This is a genomic window from Telluria sp. PB2R4, from assembly GCF_059685695.1.
In genome coordinates, this window is sequence record NZ_JCASIC010000004.1 from 17,257 (window position 1) to 34,447 (window position 17,191).

Annotated in this window: 13 protein-coding genes; 3 read left to right on the plus strand and 10 right to left on the minus strand. The window is 65.6% G+C overall.

The features are described from left to right. Window positions 1-25 precede the first annotated feature (25 nt). From AC56LU_RS08525 to AC56LU_RS08540, 4 genes are all read right to left on the minus strand, one after another. Window positions 26-823, minus strand: a complete 798-nt coding sequence (locus tag AC56LU_RS08525; RefSeq protein WP_497175160.1) for a M28 family peptidase — start codon at window positions 821-823, stop codon at window positions 26-28. A 151-nt stretch (window positions 824-974) separates the two neighbouring features. Continuing rightward, window positions 975-2,414, minus strand: coding sequence for an efflux transporter outer membrane subunit (locus AC56LU_RS08530; protein WP_497175161.1), 1,440 nt, complete (start codon window positions 2,412-2,414; stop codon window positions 975-977). Continuing rightward, entirely contained in the window at window positions 2,411-5,572 is a 3,162-nt protein-coding gene (locus AC56LU_RS08535; protein ID WP_497175162.1) for an efflux RND transporter permease subunit, read from the minus strand. Before AC56LU_RS08535 ends, AC56LU_RS08530 begins: the two co-directional genes overlap by 4 nt. Window positions 5,573-5,612: 40 nt before the next feature. Then, window positions 5,613-6,833: an efflux RND transporter periplasmic adaptor subunit gene (locus AC56LU_RS08540; RefSeq protein WP_497175163.1), complete on the minus strand. Its 1,221-nt coding sequence runs from the start codon at window positions 6,831-6,833 to the stop codon at window positions 5,613-5,615. A gap of 151 nt (window positions 6,834-6,984) precedes the next feature. Between AC56LU_RS08540 and AC56LU_RS08545 the strand changes: the two genes are divergently transcribed. Beyond that, window positions 6,985-7,605 carry a TetR family transcriptional regulator gene (locus AC56LU_RS08545; protein ID WP_497175164.1) on the plus strand — a complete coding sequence of 207 codons (621 nt, stop codon included), beginning with the start codon at window positions 6,985-6,987 and terminating at the stop codon, window positions 7,603-7,605. Window positions 7,606-7,639: 34 nt separating this feature from the next. Here the strand turns inward: AC56LU_RS08545 and tal are convergent, their stop codons facing one another. The 6 genes from tal to pgi all read right to left on the minus strand — a co-directional run bounded on the left by tal (window position 7,640) and on the right by pgi (window position 14,322). Further along, a complete protein-coding gene (tal, locus tag AC56LU_RS08550) occupies window positions 7,640-8,581 on the minus strand; it encodes a transaldolase (RefSeq protein ID WP_497175165.1) in 942 nt (313 codons plus the stop codon). 131 nt (window positions 8,582-8,712) lie between these two features. Continuing rightward, window positions 8,713-9,213, minus strand: a complete 501-nt coding sequence (locus AC56LU_RS08555; protein WP_497175166.1) for a GAF domain-containing protein — start codon at window positions 9,211-9,213, stop codon at window positions 8,713-8,715. Between the two features lie 66 nt (window positions 9,214-9,279). Beyond that, window positions 9,280-10,134, minus strand: a complete 855-nt coding sequence (locus AC56LU_RS08560) for an SIS domain-containing protein (protein ID WP_497175167.1) — start codon at window positions 10,132-10,134, stop codon at window positions 9,280-9,282. A gap of 15 nt (window positions 10,135-10,149) precedes the next feature. Next, window positions 10,150-11,619: a glucose-6-phosphate dehydrogenase gene (zwf, locus tag AC56LU_RS08565; RefSeq protein WP_497175168.1), complete on the minus strand. Its 1,470-nt coding sequence runs from the start codon at window positions 11,617-11,619 to the stop codon at window positions 10,150-10,152. A 138-nt stretch (window positions 11,620-11,757) separates the two neighbouring features. Next, window positions 11,758-12,660: an SMP-30/gluconolactonase/LRE family protein gene (locus AC56LU_RS08570; RefSeq protein ID WP_497175169.1), complete on the minus strand. Its 903-nt coding sequence runs from the start codon at window positions 12,658-12,660 to the stop codon at window positions 11,758-11,760. Window positions 12,661-12,678: 18 nt separating this feature from the next. Beyond that, window positions 12,679-14,322 (minus strand): glucose-6-phosphate isomerase, encoded by a 1,644-nt coding sequence (pgi, locus tag AC56LU_RS08575; protein WP_497175170.1) that lies wholly within the window; start codon window positions 14,320-14,322, stop codon window positions 12,679-12,681. A 306-nt stretch (window positions 14,323-14,628) separates the two neighbouring features. Between pgi and edd the strand changes: the two genes are divergently transcribed. Together edd and eda are read left to right on the plus strand one after the other, a co-directional pair. Beyond that, on the plus strand, window positions 14,629-16,548 hold the full coding sequence (gene edd, locus AC56LU_RS08580; RefSeq protein ID WP_497175171.1) for a phosphogluconate dehydratase: 1,920 nt from the start codon (window positions 14,629-14,631) through the stop codon (window positions 16,546-16,548). Further along, entirely contained in the window at window positions 16,545-17,168 is a 624-nt protein-coding gene (gene eda / locus AC56LU_RS08585; RefSeq protein WP_497175172.1) for a bifunctional 4-hydroxy-2-oxoglutarate aldolase/2-dehydro-3-deoxy-phosphogluconate aldolase, read from the plus strand. Before edd ends, eda begins: the two co-directional genes overlap by 4 nt. Window positions 17,169-17,191 lie beyond the last annotated feature (23 nt).

Sequence of the window (17,191 nt, forward strand, 5' to 3'; positions counted from 1 at the left end):
AGACCACGCTCGTCGTCCCATGACGTCAGATTTGTGCCGCACCCGCCAGCGACTCGATGGTGCGCGCCAGTCCCTTGACGACGCGCGCCATGCCCGCGTAATCGGGCTTGTCCGGCGTATCATCGAGCGTGTGGTAGTAGGGATAGCGCAGGAAGGCGGTATCGGTGAGCATCAGGGCAGGGTAGCCGTGCCGGTTGTAGGCGCTGTGGTCCGACAGGGTCACGCCCATCGCGTGGGCCGGCGCCGCCAGGCCCTCGGCCGGGAAATCCGGCCCTGCCTTGAAGGCCGCCAGCGCCTGCCGCACCAGGGCCGAGGATTCGAGCGTGCCCACGAAGGCGATAAAATTGCCGCTGCCCATCTCGTCGCCGGACAACCAGGCTGCTTCCTCGTCGACGAGAAAGACGAACTTCACTTCGGTACCGCGGCCCGGCTGCATGGTCTTGAGCAGGCGCGCCAGTTCCAGCACGGCGGCGGTGCCGCTGCCATTGTCCTTGGCGCCGACGATGAAAATGCGCTCGGGCCTGGCGCCCGGCGCCGTGTTGGATACCGAGACCTCGATGTTGCGCACCTGCTGGCCGCCGGCCTTGTATTCGTGGCTGCGCGGTGCGTAGCCGTAGCCCTGCAGCATGGTCTCGATGTGGCGCGCGGCGCTGCCGTGTCTGGTCGAGGCGATGGCCTCGACATGCGTGCGCAAGCGGACCGACAGGTCGGGGCCGGTGCCGGAGGCGGGCGCGGAATCGGTTTCCAGGGTCAGCGTCGCCAGCACGACCGCAAGCAGGATCGCGATGATGATCTTCCAGTGTGAGCGGGCGAATTTGCGCATGGCAGTCGATGAGGGGGGCCAAGCACGCGCCCCCAAGCGTGCATGCATCCAGTGTAGCCAGCTTGCGAAATCGGCATCGGTTCGATTCCGCGTTTCAATTCAAAAAAAATCGGGCCACGAAGGGCCCGATTTCAAGGGAGCAGACGACAGCTCAGCGCACCGCCACCGGCGTGACGGGCTCGGTCCAGCCGCCGCCCAGCACGCTGTACAGCGTCACCTGGTTCTGCAGGCGCTGCAGGTTGGCGTTCACCGCCAGCAGCTGGGACTGGAACAGGGTGCGCTGGGCGTCCAGCAGTTCGAGATAGTCGGACACGCCATTACGGTAGCGCAGGTCGGCCAGGTTGAAGCGGTCCGCCTCGGCCTCGGCCACCGCGCGCTGCGCACGCAGTTGCTCGCTGAGGGTCGACTGCCCCGCCAGCGCATCCGCCACTTCGCGGAACGCGGTCTGGATCGCGCGTTCGTACTGCGCCACCGCGATGTCGCGCCCGGCGCGGGCCGAGCCCAGCACGGCGGTGTTGCGGCCGTAGTCGAAGATCGGCAGGATCGCCTGTGGTGCGAAGGTCCAGCCGTACGAGCCGCTGTTGAACAGGCCGGAGAGCTCGGTGCTGGCGCTGCCCACGCTGCCCGTCAGGGTGATGCGCGGGAAGAAGTTGGCGCGTGCCGCACCGATGTTGGCGTTGGCCGCGATCAGCTGCTGCTCGGCCGCGCGGATGTCCGGGCGGCTGGCCAGTAGATCCGAAGGAAGTCCGGCCGGCAGGTCGGGCAGCTCGGTGGTCGCCAGCGTGGCGCCGGCAATCGCGGTCGGCGCCACCGGGGCGCCTACCAGCAGGGTCAGCAGGTTGAGATCCTGCGCGCGCTGGCGCTGCTGGGACGCGAGCGTGGCCAGTGCGGTTTCCACCAGCGAACGCGCCTGCTGCACCTCGATGCGCGAGGCCACGCCGTTGTCGAAGCGCAGCTGGATCAGGCGCAGCGATTCCTGGCGTGTGCCCAGGGTCTGCCGGGTGATCGCCAGCAGCTCTTCGTCGGCCAGTACCTGCAGGTAGACATTGGCCACCGACGAGACCAGGCTGATCTGCGCCGACTTGCGCGCTTCTTCGGTCGCCAGGTACTGCGACAATGCGGCTTGCGACAGGTTGCGCACGCGGCCGAACAGGTCCAGCTCGAAGCTTGAAACCGACAGGCCGGCCTGGTAGACGCTGTTGATCGGCTGGTCCTCGCCGGTGGTCTGGCGCGAGCCGCTGACGCCCAGGCCCACCGTCGGCAGGCGGTCGGCGCGGGTGATGCGGTATTGCGCCCGCGCCTGCTCGATGTTGGCGATCGAGACGCGCAGGTCGCGGTTATTGACCAGCGCCTGCTCGATCAGGCCGCGCAGGCGCGCGTCCGGGAAGAAGCGCTGCCAGGCGATCGTGGACGGCGCCTCGTTGGCCACCTGGGCGGCCGGTGCGCTGGCCGCCTTGGCCAGTTCGGGAAATGCGTCGGCCACCGGCGCTTGCGGGCGCTCGTACTTCGGCGCCAGCGACATGCAGCCTGCCAGCGTCAGCGCCAGTGCCAGGGGTGTCAACCGGGTCAGTGTATTCATCGTCTCAATCATGGTTTCGTTCCTTCGACTGCCGGTTCAACAATGACTTCATGCGCGTGCTCGTGCGGTTGAGGCTTGCGGCCCTTGAACAGCTTGCGGACCACCACGAAGAACATCGGCACGAACAGCACGCCCAGCGTGGAAGCCGTAATCATACCGCCCATCACGCCCGTACCGATCGCGCGCTGCGAAGCAGAGCCGGCGCCGCCCGCGATCACCAGCGGCAGCACGCCGAGGATGAAGGCCAGCGAGGTCATGATGATCGGGCGGAAGCGCAGGTGCGCCGCCTCGATCGCCGCGTCCATCGGCGACTTGCCCTGCGCCTGCAGGTCCTTCGCGAATTCGATGATCAGGACCGCGTTCTTCGCCGCCAGACCGACGATGGTCACCAGGCCGATCTTGAAGTACACGTCGTTCGGATAGCCGCGCATCAGCGCCGCCAGCACCGCACCGAGGATACCAAACGGCACCACCAGCAGCACCGACACCGGAATGGTCCAGCTTTCATACAACGCCGCCAGGGCCAGGAAAATCGCCAGCAGCGAGAAGGCCATCAGGATGCCCATGGTGCCGCCCGAGAGCTGTTCTTCGCGCGACTGGCCGGTCCATTCGAAGGCGAAGCCGGCCGGCAGCTGGCCCGCCAGCTTCTCCATCTCGGCCAGCGCGTCGCCGGTCGAATAACCCGGCTTGGCGTCGCCCGAGATGCTCATCGCCGGATAGCCGTTGTAGCGCAGCGTCTGCATTGGGCCGGTGACCCATTTGGTCGACGCGAACGAGGACAGCGGCACCGGCTGGCCCTGGGCATTGAGGGCGTTCAGGCGCAGCAGGTCGTCCGGCTGCATGCGGTCTTTCGCATCGGCCTGCACCACCACGCGCTGCAGGCGGCCGGCGTTCGGGAAATCGTTCACGTAGCTCGAGCCGAGCGAGGTCGAGATCGCGGTGTTGATCGCATCGAAGCTCACGCCCAGCGCCTGCGCCTTGTCGCGGTCGATGTCGAGCATGACCTGCGGCGCGTCTTCCAGGCCTTCCGGACGCACGCCGGCCAGGACCGGGCTTTGCGCCGCCATGCCGAGCAGCTGGTTGCGTGCCGCCAGCAGGGCGTTGTGACCGTTGCCGCCGCGGTCCTGCAGGCGGAAGCTGAAACCGGTGCCGCGTCCCAGTTCGGGAATCGGCGGCGGCGACAGCGCGAAGATGAAGGCATCGCGCACGCCGGACAGGCCGCCGATGATGCGATTGGCCACCGAGCCGGCGTCCGAACCCTCGGCCTTGCGCTCGCTCCAGTCCTTCAGCGGGATGAAGGCCAGCGCCATGTTCTGGCCGGCGCCCGAGAACGAGAAGCCCAGTACGCTGACCATGTTGGCCACTTCCGGCTGCTTCATGATGAAGGCTTCGGCGGTGCGCATCACTTCGTTGGTGCGCTCCAGCGTGGCGCCCGGCGGCAGCTGCACGTTGGCGATCACGTAGCCCTGGTCTTCGTTCGGCAGGAACGAGCTCGGCATGCGGGTGAAGAACAGCGCGACCAGGCCGCAGACCAGCACGAAGGCCACCAGCGCACGGCCGGAATGGCGAATCAACTTGCCGACCCAGCCTTCGTAGCCCTTGGCGGTCTTGCCGAAGCGGCGGTTGAACCAGCCGAAGAAGCCGCGCTTCTCGTGGTGGTGACCGGCTTCGACCGGCTTCAGGAAGTGCGCGCACAGCGCCGGCGTCAGCGACAGCGCCAGGAAGGCCGAGAAGGCGATCGACGACACCATGACCACCGAGAACTGGCGGTAGATGTTACCCACCGCGCCGCCGAAGAAGGCCAGCGGCACGAACACCGACATCAGCACCACGGTCACGCCGATGATGGCGCCCGAGATCTGGCCCATGGCCTTGCGGGTCGCCTGCAGCGGCGGCAGGCCTTCCTCGCTCATGATGCGCTCGACGTTCTCGACGACCACGATCGCATCGTCGACCACGATACCGATCACCAGCACCATGCCGAACATGGTCAGCACGTTGATCGAATAGCCCAGCGCCAGCAGCGTGCCCAGTGAGCCGAGCAGCGCCACCGGGACCACGATGGTCGGGATGATCGTGTAGCGGAAGTTCTGCAGGAACAGGTACATCACCAGGAACACCAGCACCAGCGCCTCGACCAGGGTATGCAGCACCTGCTCGATCGAGATGTCGATGAATTTCGAGCTGTCGAACGGCACGGTGGCCTTGACGCCGGCCGGGAAGAACTTCGACAGTTCATCCATGCGCTCGCGCACCAGGCGCGCCGTTTCCAGCGCGTTGCCCGATGGCGCGAGCTGCACGCCGATACCGGTGGACGGCTTGCCGTTCAGGCGCGCCGAGGTGCCGTAGCCCTGGGCGCCGATCTCGATGCGGGCCACGTCCTTCAGGCGGACGGTCGAGCCGTCCGGGTTCGCGCGCAGCACGATGTTGCCGAACTGCTCGACGGTGGAGAGCTGGCCGGTCACCACCACGGTCGCGGTGATTTCCTGGCCCTGGGCCAGCGGCAGTTCGCCGATGGTGCCCGAGGCCACCTGGGCGTTCTGGCTGCGGATCGCGTTGTTCACATCCGCCGGCGACAGGCGCAGGCCCACCAGCTTGGCCGGGTCGATCCAGACGCGCATGGCGCGCTCGGTGCCGAACAGCTGCGCGGTACCCACGCCCTTGATGCGCTGGATCTCGGGCAGCACGGTGCGCGAGGCGTAGTCGCCCAGCGCGATCGGGTCCCACTTCGGATCGTCGGACGAGAGGATGGTAAACAGCAGGAAGTTGGCGCGCACCTTGTCGACGCGCACGCCCTGCTGGTTCACCGCCGCCGGCAGGCGCGGGGACGCGCGCGACAGGCGGTTCTGGACGTCCACCTGGGCGAGCTCGGGGTTGGTGCCGGTTTCAAAGGTCAGGGTGATCGAGCCGCTGCCGTTGGCGGTGCTGCTCGATTCCATGTAGACGAGCCCCGGCGAGCCGTTCATCTCGCGTTCGATGACGGAGATGACCGAGTCTTCCAGGGTCTGTGCCGAGGCGCCCGGATAGGCGGCGTTGATCACGATCGATGGCGGAGCCACGTTCGGATACTGGGCGATCGGCAGCTGGGTGATCGAAACCGCGCCGATCACCATGATGAACAGCGCGATCACCCAGGCAAAAATGGGGCGGTCAATAAAAAAACGTGCCATTGAAGTATTCCTGTTCTTTTCTTGCGGCGCTTAGCGGCGCTTATCGGCCACTGGTGCCTGCGGCAGGGGCGGCGGCGGTGGCAGGCGCCTGCGTGCCCGCTGCCGTCGAAGTCCATGGCACGGCCTTCACCGGGGTACCCGGCGGCAGCATCTGCAGCTTCTGGAAGCCGTCGACCATCACGCGTTCGCCTTCCTTCAGGCCTTCGGTGACGATCCAGCTGGAACCTTGCTGCGAGCCGATCTTGACGGTGCGCTGGGCCGGCTTGTTGTCCGCGCCGACGACCATCAGGGTATCGCCCTGCGGGCCGCCACGGGTGACTGCCTGCTGCGGCACCACGATCCCGTTCGGGATCTCGGCCTGCGCCAGGCGCACGCGCACGTACTGGCCCGGCAGCAGGGCGTTGTCGGGATTCGGCACCGTGGCGCGCAGGGTGACCTGGCCGGTGCCCGGGTCGACGGTGATGTCCGAGAACTGCAGGCTGCCGCGGGCGGCCATTTCGGTGCCGTCGTCCAGGATCACGCTGACCGGGGCGTTCTTGCCGCCGCCGCCGGCCTGCTTGCGCAGGCGCTGCAGTTCGCTGGCGGACTGCGTGATGTTCAGGTACATCGGGTTGGTCTGCTGGATCAGCGCCATTTCGGTGGCCTGGGTGCTCGATACCAGCGCGCCTTCGGTCACCAGCGCGCGGCCGATGCGGCCCGAGATCGGCGCATACACGTTGGCATAACCGGTATTGATCTGGGCAATGCGCACCTGGGCCTTGGCAGCCGCCACGGCGGCTTCCGCCTGCTTCTGCGCGGCCACGGCGTTGGTGTATTCCTGCTTGCTGATGGCGTTCGCTTCCACCAGCGGCTTGTAGCGCTCGGCCTGGGACGTGGCCTGGTTCAGGGTCGCCTGGGCGCTGCCGACGTCGGCCTGGGCTGCGGCGAGGCGCGCCTGGTACGGGGCCGGATCGATCTGGAACAGGGACTGGCCCTGCTTGACTTCGCTGCCTTCGGTGAACAGGCGCTTGAGCACCACGCCGTCCACGCGCGCACGGACCTGGGCGGTACGGACCGGCTCGGCGCGCGCCGGCAGTTCGGTCAGCAGCGCGACCGGTTCGTACTTGGTGGTGATGACGCCGACTTCCGGCGCCGGCATGCCGCCGCCCGGCGCGCCGGCGGCCGGGGCATCTTTCTTGCCACAGCCCGACAGCAGGGCGATCGCAACCAGGGTGCCGGCGGCGATGCGAGTCAGGGACAGGGAGGAGTGTTCTGAGCGCATTACGTATGCTTCCTTCTCATTGTTGTTTCAATATTCGCCGCAGCTTCGGCCGCACACGAATTGTTACTGGCTTTTGGGGACAGTTTTATATACTATCACGGCTGTATGTTTATTGCTGGAGCGCCCCTTCAAATGGGAGAGCACGAAAAAAATGGCACGTAAAACCAAGGCGGAGGCTGCGGCGACCCGCGACAGCATCCTGGACGCTGCAGAAAAATTGTTCGCGGAACAAGGGGTTTCGAGAACAACTTTACAACATATTGCGAGCGCTGCGGGCGTGACGCGCGGTGCAATCTATTGGCATTTCCTGGACAAGGGCGCGCTGTTCAACGCCATGTTCGACCGTGCCAAGATGCCGATGGACGAGGCGATGCAGCAGCTCGACAGCCAGCGCGACGTCAAGGACCCCTTGCTGTGCCTGCGCGACGACATGATGACGGTGCTGCGCATCGTGGTGGAAGACGACAAGGCGCGCCGCGTGTTCGAGATTGCCACCCTGAAGACGGAATTCATCGACGAGGTGGATTCGGTGCGCGCGCGCCGGCGCGAATCGATCGGCCTGTGGCAGGACCGCATGGAAGCGCACCTGAAGCAGGCGCAGGAGAAGGGCATGCTGCGCCCGGGCGTGACCACGCTGGCGGCCGCCCAGGGCGGCTGGATCATGATCGATGGGCTGATCCGCAACTGGATCTTCGAGCCGACCTGGTTTGACCTGCAGGAGCTGGGCGGGACGGTGATCGATACCTACCTGGACGGCTTGCGGGCCGCCTGATATGAAAAACGCGCCTCGAAGGCGCGTTTTCTTTTTACTTCTTCATCTCTTCGATCATCTTCTTCAGCTTGATCGAGTCGGCCACGAAGGCGCGGATGCCTTCGGCCAGCTTCTCCGTGCCCATCGCGTCTTCATTGAGCATGAAGCGGAAGGTCTTTTCGTCGATGGCGATCTTCTGGATATCGGCGTTCGCCGCATTCGCGTCCGCGCTCAGCTTGCGCTCCAGCGGCGCGTCGCTGTCGGCCAGCTTCTGCAGCAGGTCCGGCGAGATGGTCAAGAGGTCGCAGCCGGCCAGTTCCTGGATCTGCGAGGTATTGCGGAAGCTCGCGCCCATCACTTCGGTCTTGTAGCCGAACTTGCGGTAGTACTGGTAGATGCGCTTGACCGACTGCACGCCCGGATCGTCGGCGCCCTGGTACTCAAGACCGCTCGATTTCTTGTACCAGTCGTAGATGCGGCCGACGAAAGGCGAGATCAGCTGCACGCCGGCTTCGGCGCAGGCGATGGCCTGGCACAGCGAGAACAGCAGGGTCAGGTTGCAGTGGATGCCGTCCTTTTCCAGGATCTCGGCGGCACGGATGCCTTCCCAGGTCGACGCGATCTTGATCAGGACGCGCTCGCGCGACACGCCCGCCTTTTCGTACAGGGCGATCAGCTCGCGGCCTTTCGCGACCGTTGCTTCGGTGTCGAAGGAGAGGGCGGCATCGATCTCGGTCGAGACGCGGCCCGGCACGTACTTCAGGATTTCGACGCCGAAACCGATCAGCAGGTTGTCGACGATTTCATCGACCGTCGCGTGCGGCGCGTCGGCAATGGCTTTTTCCAGCAGCGGGCGGTATTCCGGCTTCTGCACGGCCTTCAGGATCAGCGACGGGTTGGTGGTCGCATCCTGCGGCGCGTAGGCCTTGATCGACTGGAAGTCGCCGGTGTCGGCGACCACGGTGGTGTACTGCTTGAGCTGTTCGAGTTGGTTCATGGCGAGAAATCCAGAGGAAAAGTTGGTTTCGTAGGGTGGGCGGGTTTCCTGCCCACGCGTTCAACCGGCTTTTGTGCGACCGCGCACGCTGCAGTTGAACGCGTGGGCAAGGGACTTGCCCACCCTACGAATTACGAAAAATCGGTGCCGTCGATGAAGGCGGCGAGCATGTCTTCCAGGCCGGCGCGGTCTTCATCCGAGAAGCGGCCAGGTACGGGGCTGTCGATGTCGAACACGCCCAGCAGTTCGCCATCCTTGATCACCGGAATCACGATTTCGGACGCGGACGCCGAATCGCAGGCGATGTGGCCCGGGAAGGCGTGCACGTCCGGCACGACGATGGTCTTGCGCTCGACCGCGCTGGTCCCGCAGACGCCGCGCCCGAAGGGAATGCGGGCGCAGGCCGGCTTGCCCTGGAAGGCGCCGACCAGCAGGTCCTGGCCGTCGCCCTTGCGGGCCGGGACGGTGAAGTAGAAGCCGGCCCAGTTCAGGTCGGCGAGGGTGTCATAGACGAGGGCGGAGAACTGCGCGGCATTCGCCATCAGGTTGCGTTCGCCTTCGAGGACGCTCTCGACCTGGCGCACCAGCAGGGCGTAGTCGGGGCGGGAGCTGCGTTCGGGATTGATGTGCATTGCGGTACCCGGGAGTGCTATGGAAACCGGGTATTTTACACCTGTGGCGGGTTGGGGGCGTCCGCCCTAGCCAATGAAGGAATCGAACTGCATGTCGAATTCCTGCAGCGCCTTCTGCGCGTTCTGCATTTTCTTGCGGAACTCCGGCCCGCGCTGCAGCGCCAGCCCTACCGCCAGCACGTCGATCACCACCAGGTAGGCCAGCCGCGCCGAGATCGGGGTATAGGGGTCGATCGCAAACACCAGGTCGATCGGGATGAACAGCGTGGCGATTTCCGCCAGCGGCGTACCCGAGGGCGCCAGCACGATCACGTCGGCCCCGCCGCGGCGCGCCAGCTTGGCCGAGCGGGTGAGCGCCGGATTGTTGCCGCGCTGCGAAATCGCCACCACCGCGTCGCCCTGGCGCAGCAGCGCCGCCGCGATCGAATGGATCGCCGGGTCGGTATACGCCACTGTCGGCACGCCCGAGCGGAAGAACTTGTGCTGGGCGTCGCAGGCGACAAAACCCGACGAGCCCTGGCCGTAGAACTCGATCTTGTTGGCGCGCGACAGGATGTCGAGCGCCTTCTGCACCAGTTCGGGCTTGAGGTTGTTGCGCAGGTCGAGCAGGGTGTTGATCGAGCGGCTGCAGATCTTGTTCACCAGGTCGGCCGCCAGGTCGTCCGGCGCCGGTTGCTCGTTCGCGCCCGGCAGCGCCAGCGCCAGGCCCTGCGCCAGCTTGAGCTTGAACTCGTGCCAGCCGTCGTAGCCGAGCGTGCGGCAGAAGCGCACCACGGTCGGCTCGGACACCTGGGCGTTCTTCGCCAGGGCCGTGATGTTCTGGCTGACCACGCTGGATGGCGCGGCCAGTACGGCGAGCGCCACCTTGCGCTCGGATTTCGAGAGCGAATCGAGCTGGGTGCGGATGGAGTCGAGCAGCATGATCGTAATGGACGCTTAATCTTCGGGGAGGACTTCTTCGCGCCACTGCAGCCCGTCGCGCCCGATCAGCGCGCTCGAGGCGGCAGGGCCCCAGGTACCCGACGTGTAGGGTACCGGCGCGCTGTCGTCCTGTTCCCAATGCGCCAGGATCGGCTCGACCCATTCCCACGCGGCTTCGAGCTCGTCGCCGCGCATGAACAGGGTCAGCTGGCCGCGCAGCACGTCGACCAGCAGGCGCTCGTAGGCTTCCATGCGCGGGCTGGTGAACTGTTCGCGGAAATCGAGCTCGAGCTCGGCCTGCTTCAGGCGCATCGAGTCGCCCGGGGTCTTGGCCATCAGGTTCATCGACAGGCCTTCGTCCGGCTGCAGGCGGATCACCAGGCTGTTGGGCTGGAAGCTGTTGGTCGGCTGGTTGAAGATCGAATGCGGAATCGGCTTGAAGCGCACCACGATCTCGGCCAGGCGGTCGGCCATGCGCTTGCCGGTGCGCAGGTAGAAGGGCACGCCGGCCCAGCGCCAGGTGTCGATCTCGGCCTTCATGGCAACAAAAGTCTCGGTCTTCGAGCCTTTTGGCGCCTCCGGTTCGTCGCGGTAGCCCGGCACCTGCTGGCCGTCGATGTGGCCGGCGCGGTACTGGCCGCGCACGATGTTCTGCGACAGCGTGGTCGGGGTAAACCGCTTCAGCGACCGCAGTACCTGCAGCTTGGCGTCGCGCACGGCGTCCGGCGCGATCGAGGTGGGCGGCTCCATCGCCACGATGCACAGCAGCTGCAGCAGGTGGTTCTGGAGCATGTCGCGCAGCGCGCCCGAGGTGTCGTAGTAGCCGAGGCGGTTGCCGACGCCGATCTTCTCGGCGATGGTGATCTGTACGTCCGAGATCCACTCGCGGCGCCACAGCGGCTCGAACAGGATGTTCCCGAAGCGCAGGGCCAGCAGGTTCTGCACGGTCTCCTTGCCAAGATAGTGGTCGATCCGGTAGATCTGCGTTTCAAGGAACACCTTGCCGACATCCAGGTTGATCTGCTTGGCCGACGCAAGGTCGCGCCCCAAGGGCTTTTCCAGCACCACGCGCGAGTTGGGCGTGACCAGGCTGGTTTCGGCCAGGTTGTCGCAGATAGTCGCGAACAGATGCGGCGGCGTCGCGAGGTAGTAGACGCGGGTCAGGCCCTCGTCCTTGCGCAGGGCCTCGACCAGCGGGCCGAAAGTCGTGACGTCGGTGGCGTTCAGGGCCACGTAGACGATGCGCTTGAGGAAGCGTGCCCAGGTCGCCTCGACCGGCGTTTCCTTGATGTGCGGTTTCGAGTTCTTTTCGATGAAGCGCAGGAAGTCTTCCTGCGAAAAATCGTCGCGGCCGACGCAAACGATGCGCGCCGTGTCGGGCAGGTCGTGGCAGACGTCGCGCGCGTACATCGCGGGGAGCAGCTTGCGCATCGCAAGGTCGCCGCTGCCGCCAAAGAAAACGAGATCGAAATCGGAAAGAGCCATGGGATATCTGAAAGGAGAAGGATAAGCGTTCGTGTAAATTTACTACACGATTATTCGCTTTGCAAGAAAATATACTACGTAATTGCCCGGTTGCTGCCCAGTTGTGAAACGGGCCGGCAGTGCCGGCCCGGTGCAACGTCAGCCGTGATGAAGGTATTCCGGCTCCTCGCGGCCGGCGACGTCGAGACGGATCGACAGCACCTTGCCGCTGAGCGGATACTGGGCAAGCTCTTGCGCCGAGCGGCCGTGGCTGGCGCTGGTGATGTAGAGCGTGCGCAGGTCCGAGCCGCCGAAGGCCAGCGAGGTGGGGCAGCGCAGCGGCAGCGCGATCTCGCGCAGGATCTCGCCCGACGGCGCGATGCGCAGCACGCGCCCGCCTTCGAACATCGCCACCCAGTAGGCGCCTTCGCTGTCGATGGTCGCGCCGTCCGGACGGCCGCCATAGTCCGGCGCTGACTTATCGGTGGGGAAGGTCAGCAGATTGCGCCCGTTCGACTGCACGCCGGTCGCCGGGTCGAAATCGTAGCAGTCGATCCGGTGCGTGGTGGTATCGGCATGGAACATGGTGCGGCCGTCCAGGCTCCAGGCCAGGCCGTTCGAGTTGGTCATGCCGCCGGCCCAGGCACGGCGCAGCTTTCCGCGTTCGAGCACGTACATCTCGGCCGCCGGCTTGTCGCGCGGTTCGTACATGGTGCCGATCCAGAAGCGGCCCGCCGGGTCCACGCGGCCATCGTTGAAGCGGACGATGGCGGTGTCGTAGGGCGCGTCCGCGACCGGCGTTTCCTTGCCGCTGGTGGTGTTCAGGCAGATCAGGCCGGTGCGCGTCGATACGATCAGGTTGTTGTCGCCGTCGATGGCCAGCGCCGACGGCTCCGAACCCATCTTCCAGTACGAATACTTGCCGCTTGCGGGGTGCACCCGGTTGACGGTGAGGCCGTTGATGTCCACCCAGTACAGCGCCGACTCGACCTCGTGCCAGGTTGCTGCTTCGCCGACGAGCATCGGCGCGTCGTGCACCACTTCAAATTTATCCGTTGCCATGTAATAGAGATGTCAGGTTCAGACGGCGGCCTTTGCGCGGGCGATCAGGCCGTTCGTGGAGCTGTCGTGATTAGCCGGTTGCGGCTCGCCCGCCAGCTCGGCTTCGATTTTTTTCGCCAGCACCTTACCAAGTTCAACGCCCCACTGGTCGAAACTGTTGACATTCCAGATCACACCCTGCACGAAGGTCTTGTGCTCGTAGAGGGCGATCAGGGCGCCCAGGGTGGACGGCGTCAGGCGTTCCATCAGGATGGTGTTGCTCGGGCGGTTGCCCGGGAAGGTCTTGTGCGGCGCCAGGCGCTCGACTTCTTCCGGCGCCAGGCCTTGTGCTCCCAGGTCGGCGCGCACTTCGTCGATGGTCTTGCCCGTCATGAAGGCTTCCGACTGGGCGAAGCAATTCGCCAGCAGGGCCGTATGGTGGTGTTCCATCTCGTGAGCGGGACGCAGCGCGGCGATGAAGTCGATCGGCGTCAGGTCGGTGCCCTGGTGCAGCAGCTGGAAGTAGGCGTGCTGGCCGTTGGTGCCGGGTTCGCCCCAGATCGCCGGGCAGGTCGGAGTGTCGACCGGCTCGCCGTCGCGCGTGACGCATTTGCCGTTGCTCTCCATGTCGAGCTGTTGCAGGTAGGCCGGGAAACGGTTCAGGTCCTGGTGGTAGGGCGCGATGGTGACCGAGTGGGCGTCCAGGAACTCGCGGTTCCAGAAGCCGACCAGGGCCAGGATCATCGGCATGTTCTGCTCGAGCGGGGCCGTACGGAAGTGCTCGTCCATCTCGTGGGCGCCGGCGAGGAAATCGGAGAAGTAACCAAAGCCCACCGCCAGCGCGACCGACAGGCCGATCGCCGACCACACGGAGTATCGGCCGCCGACCCAGTCCCAGAACGGGAACATGTTGGCCGGGTCGATGCCGAAGGTCTTGATGGCCTCGGTATTTGTCGACACTGCGACAAAGTGCTTCGCCAACGCCTCTTCCGGAGCGCGCTCGAGGAACCAGCTGCGCGCGGTCTGCGCGTTCATCATGGTCTCGGCCGTGGTGAAGGTTTTCGAGGCGACGATGAATAGTGTGGTTTCCGGATCGACCTGGGACAGGGCGGCGTCCATGTCGTGGCCGTCCACGTTGGAGACGAAATGCATGCGCAGCCGCGGATGGGCGTAGTGGCGCAGGGCCAGCACGACCATCTTGGGGCCCAGGTCCGAGCCGCCGATGCCGATGTTGACGATGTCCGTGATCGGCTTGCCGCTGTGGCCGAGCCACTCGCCGCTGCGCACCGCATCGGTGAAGGTCTTGATACGGTCGAGCACCGCGTGAACATCGAGGTTCACGTCCTGGCCGTCGACCACCAGCTTGCTGCCGCGCGGCGCGCGCAGGGCGGTGTGCAGGACGGCGCGGTTCTCGGTATTGTTGATGCGTTCGCCGGCAAACATCGCATCGCGCCGCGCCTCGACGCCGCGCTCGCGCGCAAGCGCCGCCAGCAGTTCAAGCGTGCGCCCGTCGAGGCGATTTTTTGAATAGTCTAGGAACAGCTCCGCGCCTTCGACTGACAGACGCTCGAAGCGCTGCGGATCGGCGGCGAACAGGCGGCGCATGTCCCAGTCCTCGGCCTCGATGGCGTGGTTTTCAAGAGCCTGGAAGCTGGCGGTGCTGGTCAAGGTTGGCGTACGCATGGGGTCAATGTTAATGGCACAATGTTGTCAATAGCAGATTAGCGAATAATACAGGATGCGTGCGTAAATTCACTACATAAAAATGTAGGGTGGGCGGGTCTCCCGCCCACGCGTTCAACGAACCCATGCGTAATTGATATGTCTCTTCGGGAGCGCGGTCGTCATTTGGACGCGTGGGCGGGGAACCCGCCCACCCTACGACAGCCCCTGCGTTTGCAAGAGGCGGCCTCGCGGCGGAACCCCATTTCTGCATCCCATACAAATCTGTAGTAAAATTTCATCTACTAAATTTACGAAGGAACGATCATGGCGCTGCACCCCGTAGTCGAACAGGTAACGAACCGGATCATCAAGCGAAGCCGTCCATCGCGCGCGGCCTACCTCGCGCATATGGAAGCAGCGCGCGTGCAGGGCGTGCAGCGCGGCTCGCTGTCGTGCACCAACCTCGCGCACGGTTTCGCCGCCTTCCCCGCCAACGACAAGCTCAAGCTGAAGGAATACAAGAAGCCGTCGGTGGCCATCGTTTCGTCGTATAACGACATGCTGTCGGCCCACCAGCCTTTCGAAACCTTCCCGCAGCTGATCAAGGAAGCCGTGCGCGAAGTCGATGCCGTGGCCCAGTTCGCGGGCGGCGTGCCGGCCATGTGCGACGGCGTGACCCAGGGCCAGCCGGGCATGGAGCTGTCGCTGTTCTCGCGCGACACCATCGCCATGGCGACCGCTGTCGCGATGTCGCACAACATGTTCGACTCGGCCCTGTACCTGGGCATCTGCGACAAGATCGTGCCGGGCCTGCTCATCGGCGCGCTGCACTTCGGCCACATCCCGGGCATCTTCGTGCCGGGCGGCCCGATGACCACCGGTATCTCGAACAAGCAGAAAGCCGCGATCCGCCAGCGCTACGCCAAAGGCGAAGCCACCCGCGAGGAACTGCTCGAAGGCGAATCGGCCTCCTACCACGGCGCCGGCACCTGCACCTTCTACGGCACCGCCAACAGCAACCAGATGCTGATGGAGATGATGGGCCTGCACATGCCGGGTTCCGCGTTCATCACGCCGGGCACGCCGCTGCGCGACGCCCTGACCCGCGCCGCTTCGCACCAGGCGGTCGCGATTTCCCAGCAGGGCAGCCAGTACATGCCGATCGGTCACATCGTCGACGAGAAAAGCATCGTCAACGCCATCGTCGCGCTGCACGCGACCGGCGGCTCGACCAACCACACCCTGCACATCATCGCGATCGCGCGCGCCGCGGGCATCGTGGTCGACTGGAACGACTTCGACGAGCTCTCGAAAGTGGTGCCATCGCTCACCCGCATCTATCCGAACGGCGAAGCCGACGTCAACCACTTCCAGGCCGCCGGCGGCCCGGGCTTCGTGATCCGCGAACTGCTCGATGCCGGCCTGGCCCACGAGGACGTCAACACCATCCTCGGCCGCGGCCTGCGCGCGCACTGCAAGGAGCCTTTCCTGGGCGAAGACGGCAAGGTCGTGTTCCGCGACGCGCCGGCGCAAAGCGGCGACGAAGCCGTGCTGCGCCCGGCCAGCAATCCCTTCTCCAACAACGGCGGCATGGTGCTGGTGCAGGGCAACCTGGGCCGCGCAGTGATGAAGATATCGGCAGTCAAGTCGGAGTACCATGTGATCGAGGCCCCGGCCCTGACCTTCGACTCGCAGGAAGACTTCATGCAGCGCTACAAGGACGGCCTCCTGAATCGCGATTTCGTGGCCGTGATCCGCTTCCAGGGCCCGCGCGCCAACGGCATGCCGGAACTGCACGCGCTGACCCCGGCCCTGGCGAACCTGCAGGACGCCGGCTTCAAGGTGGCGATGGTGACCGACGGCCGCATGTCGGGCGCTTCCGGCAAGGTGCCGGCGGCGATCCACGTGTCGCCCGAGATCCTGGCCGGCGGCCCGCTCGGCCTGGTGCGCGAAGGCGACATCATCCGCGTCGACGCCACGACCGGCTCGCTCGAAGCGCTGGTGCCTGGCGACGTGTGGGCAGCGCGCAGCATGGCGACCGCCGACATGTCCAAGAGCCATATCGGCATGGGCCGCGAACTGTTCGCGATGTTCCGTACCCACTCCAGCCCGGCCGAAGAGGGCGCGGCGACCTTCCCGCTGCCCTCGCCGATCGACACCACCGTACCGCTGCACGACGGCATCCAGACCGACGAAGTGCAGCCCGGTTCCGACGAAGACTATCTCTTTAGGACGCAGAAATGACTTTACTTGAAATCATGCGCTCGGCGAGCGTGATCCCTGTCATCGCCATCGACGACCCGGCCCACGCCGTTCCACTGGCGAAGGCCCTGGTGGCGGGCGGCATCCGCGTGCTGGAAGTCACGCTGCGCACCGAGCACGGCCTGCAGGCGATCCGCGACATGAGCGCCGTCGAAGGCGCGATCGTCGGCGTCGGCACCCTGACCCAGCCCGAGGAATTCGCAGCCTCGCGCGATGCGGGTGCGGTGTTCGGCGTGTCGCCGGGCCTGACCCCTGCCTTGATCGAAGCCGCGAAGAAGAGCGGCCTGCCGCTGCTGCCGGGCGTGATGACCCCATCCGAAGTGATGGCGGCGCGCGAGCAGGGCTTCAAGCAGTTGAAGCTGTTCCCGGCGGTGCCGGCGGGCGGCGTCGGCATGCTCAACGCGATCGGCGGCCCGCTGCCGGACGTGACCTTCTGCCCGACCGGCGGCATCTCGATCGAGACCGCGCCGAAGTTCCTGGCCTGTAAGAACGTGGCCTGCGTCGGCGGCTCGTGGCTGACGCCGAAAGACCTGATCGCTAGCGGCGACTGGGCCGGCATCACCGAACTGGCAAAAGCGGCGGCCGCGCTGCGTGCTGGCTGAGCGTTCCATCGAGCGTTTTATGA

What these genes read in the sequence shown, in the direction of transcription:
- AC56LU_RS08525 (WP_497175160.1), bottom strand. Translation starts at nt 823, where the DNA reads ATGCGCAAATTCGCCCGCTCACACTGGAAGATCATCATCGCGATCCTG.
- AC56LU_RS08530 (WP_497175161.1), bottom strand. Translation starts at nt 2,414, where the DNA reads ATGATTGAGACGATGAATACACTGACCCGGTTGACACCCCTGGCACTG.
- AC56LU_RS08535 (WP_497175162.1), bottom strand. Translation starts at nt 5,572, where the DNA reads ATGGCACGTTTTTTTATTGACCGCCCCATTTTTGCCTGGGTGATCGCG.
- AC56LU_RS08540 (WP_497175163.1), bottom strand. Translation starts at nt 6,833, where the DNA reads ATGCGCTCAGAACACTCCTCCCTGTCCCTGACTCGCATCGCCGCCGGC.
- AC56LU_RS08545 (WP_497175164.1), top strand. Translation starts at nt 6,985, where the DNA reads ATGGCACGTAAAACCAAGGCGGAGGCTGCGGCGACCCGCGACAGCATC.
- tal (WP_497175165.1), bottom strand. Translation starts at nt 8,581, where the DNA reads ATGAACCAACTCGAACAGCTCAAGCAGTACACCACCGTGGTCGCCGAC.
- AC56LU_RS08555 (WP_497175166.1), bottom strand. Translation starts at nt 9,213, where the DNA reads ATGCACATCAATCCCGAACGCAGCTCCCGCCCCGACTACGCCCTGCTG.
- AC56LU_RS08560 (WP_497175167.1), bottom strand. Translation starts at nt 10,134, where the DNA reads ATGCTGCTCGACTCCATCCGCACCCAGCTCGATTCGCTCTCGAAATCC.
- zwf (WP_497175168.1), bottom strand. Translation starts at nt 11,619, where the DNA reads ATGGCTCTTTCCGATTTCGATCTCGTTTTCTTTGGCGGCAGCGGCGAC.
- AC56LU_RS08570 (WP_497175169.1), bottom strand. Translation starts at nt 12,660, where the DNA reads ATGGCAACGGATAAATTTGAAGTGGTGCACGACGCGCCGATGCTCGTC.
- pgi (WP_497175170.1), bottom strand. Translation starts at nt 14,322, where the DNA reads ATGCGTACGCCAACCTTGACCAGCACCGCCAGCTTCCAGGCTCTTGAA.
- edd (WP_497175171.1), top strand. Translation starts at nt 14,629, where the DNA reads ATGGCGCTGCACCCCGTAGTCGAACAGGTAACGAACCGGATCATCAAG.
- eda (WP_497175172.1), top strand. Translation starts at nt 16,545, where the DNA reads ATGACTTTACTTGAAATCATGCGCTCGGCGAGCGTGATCCCTGTCATC.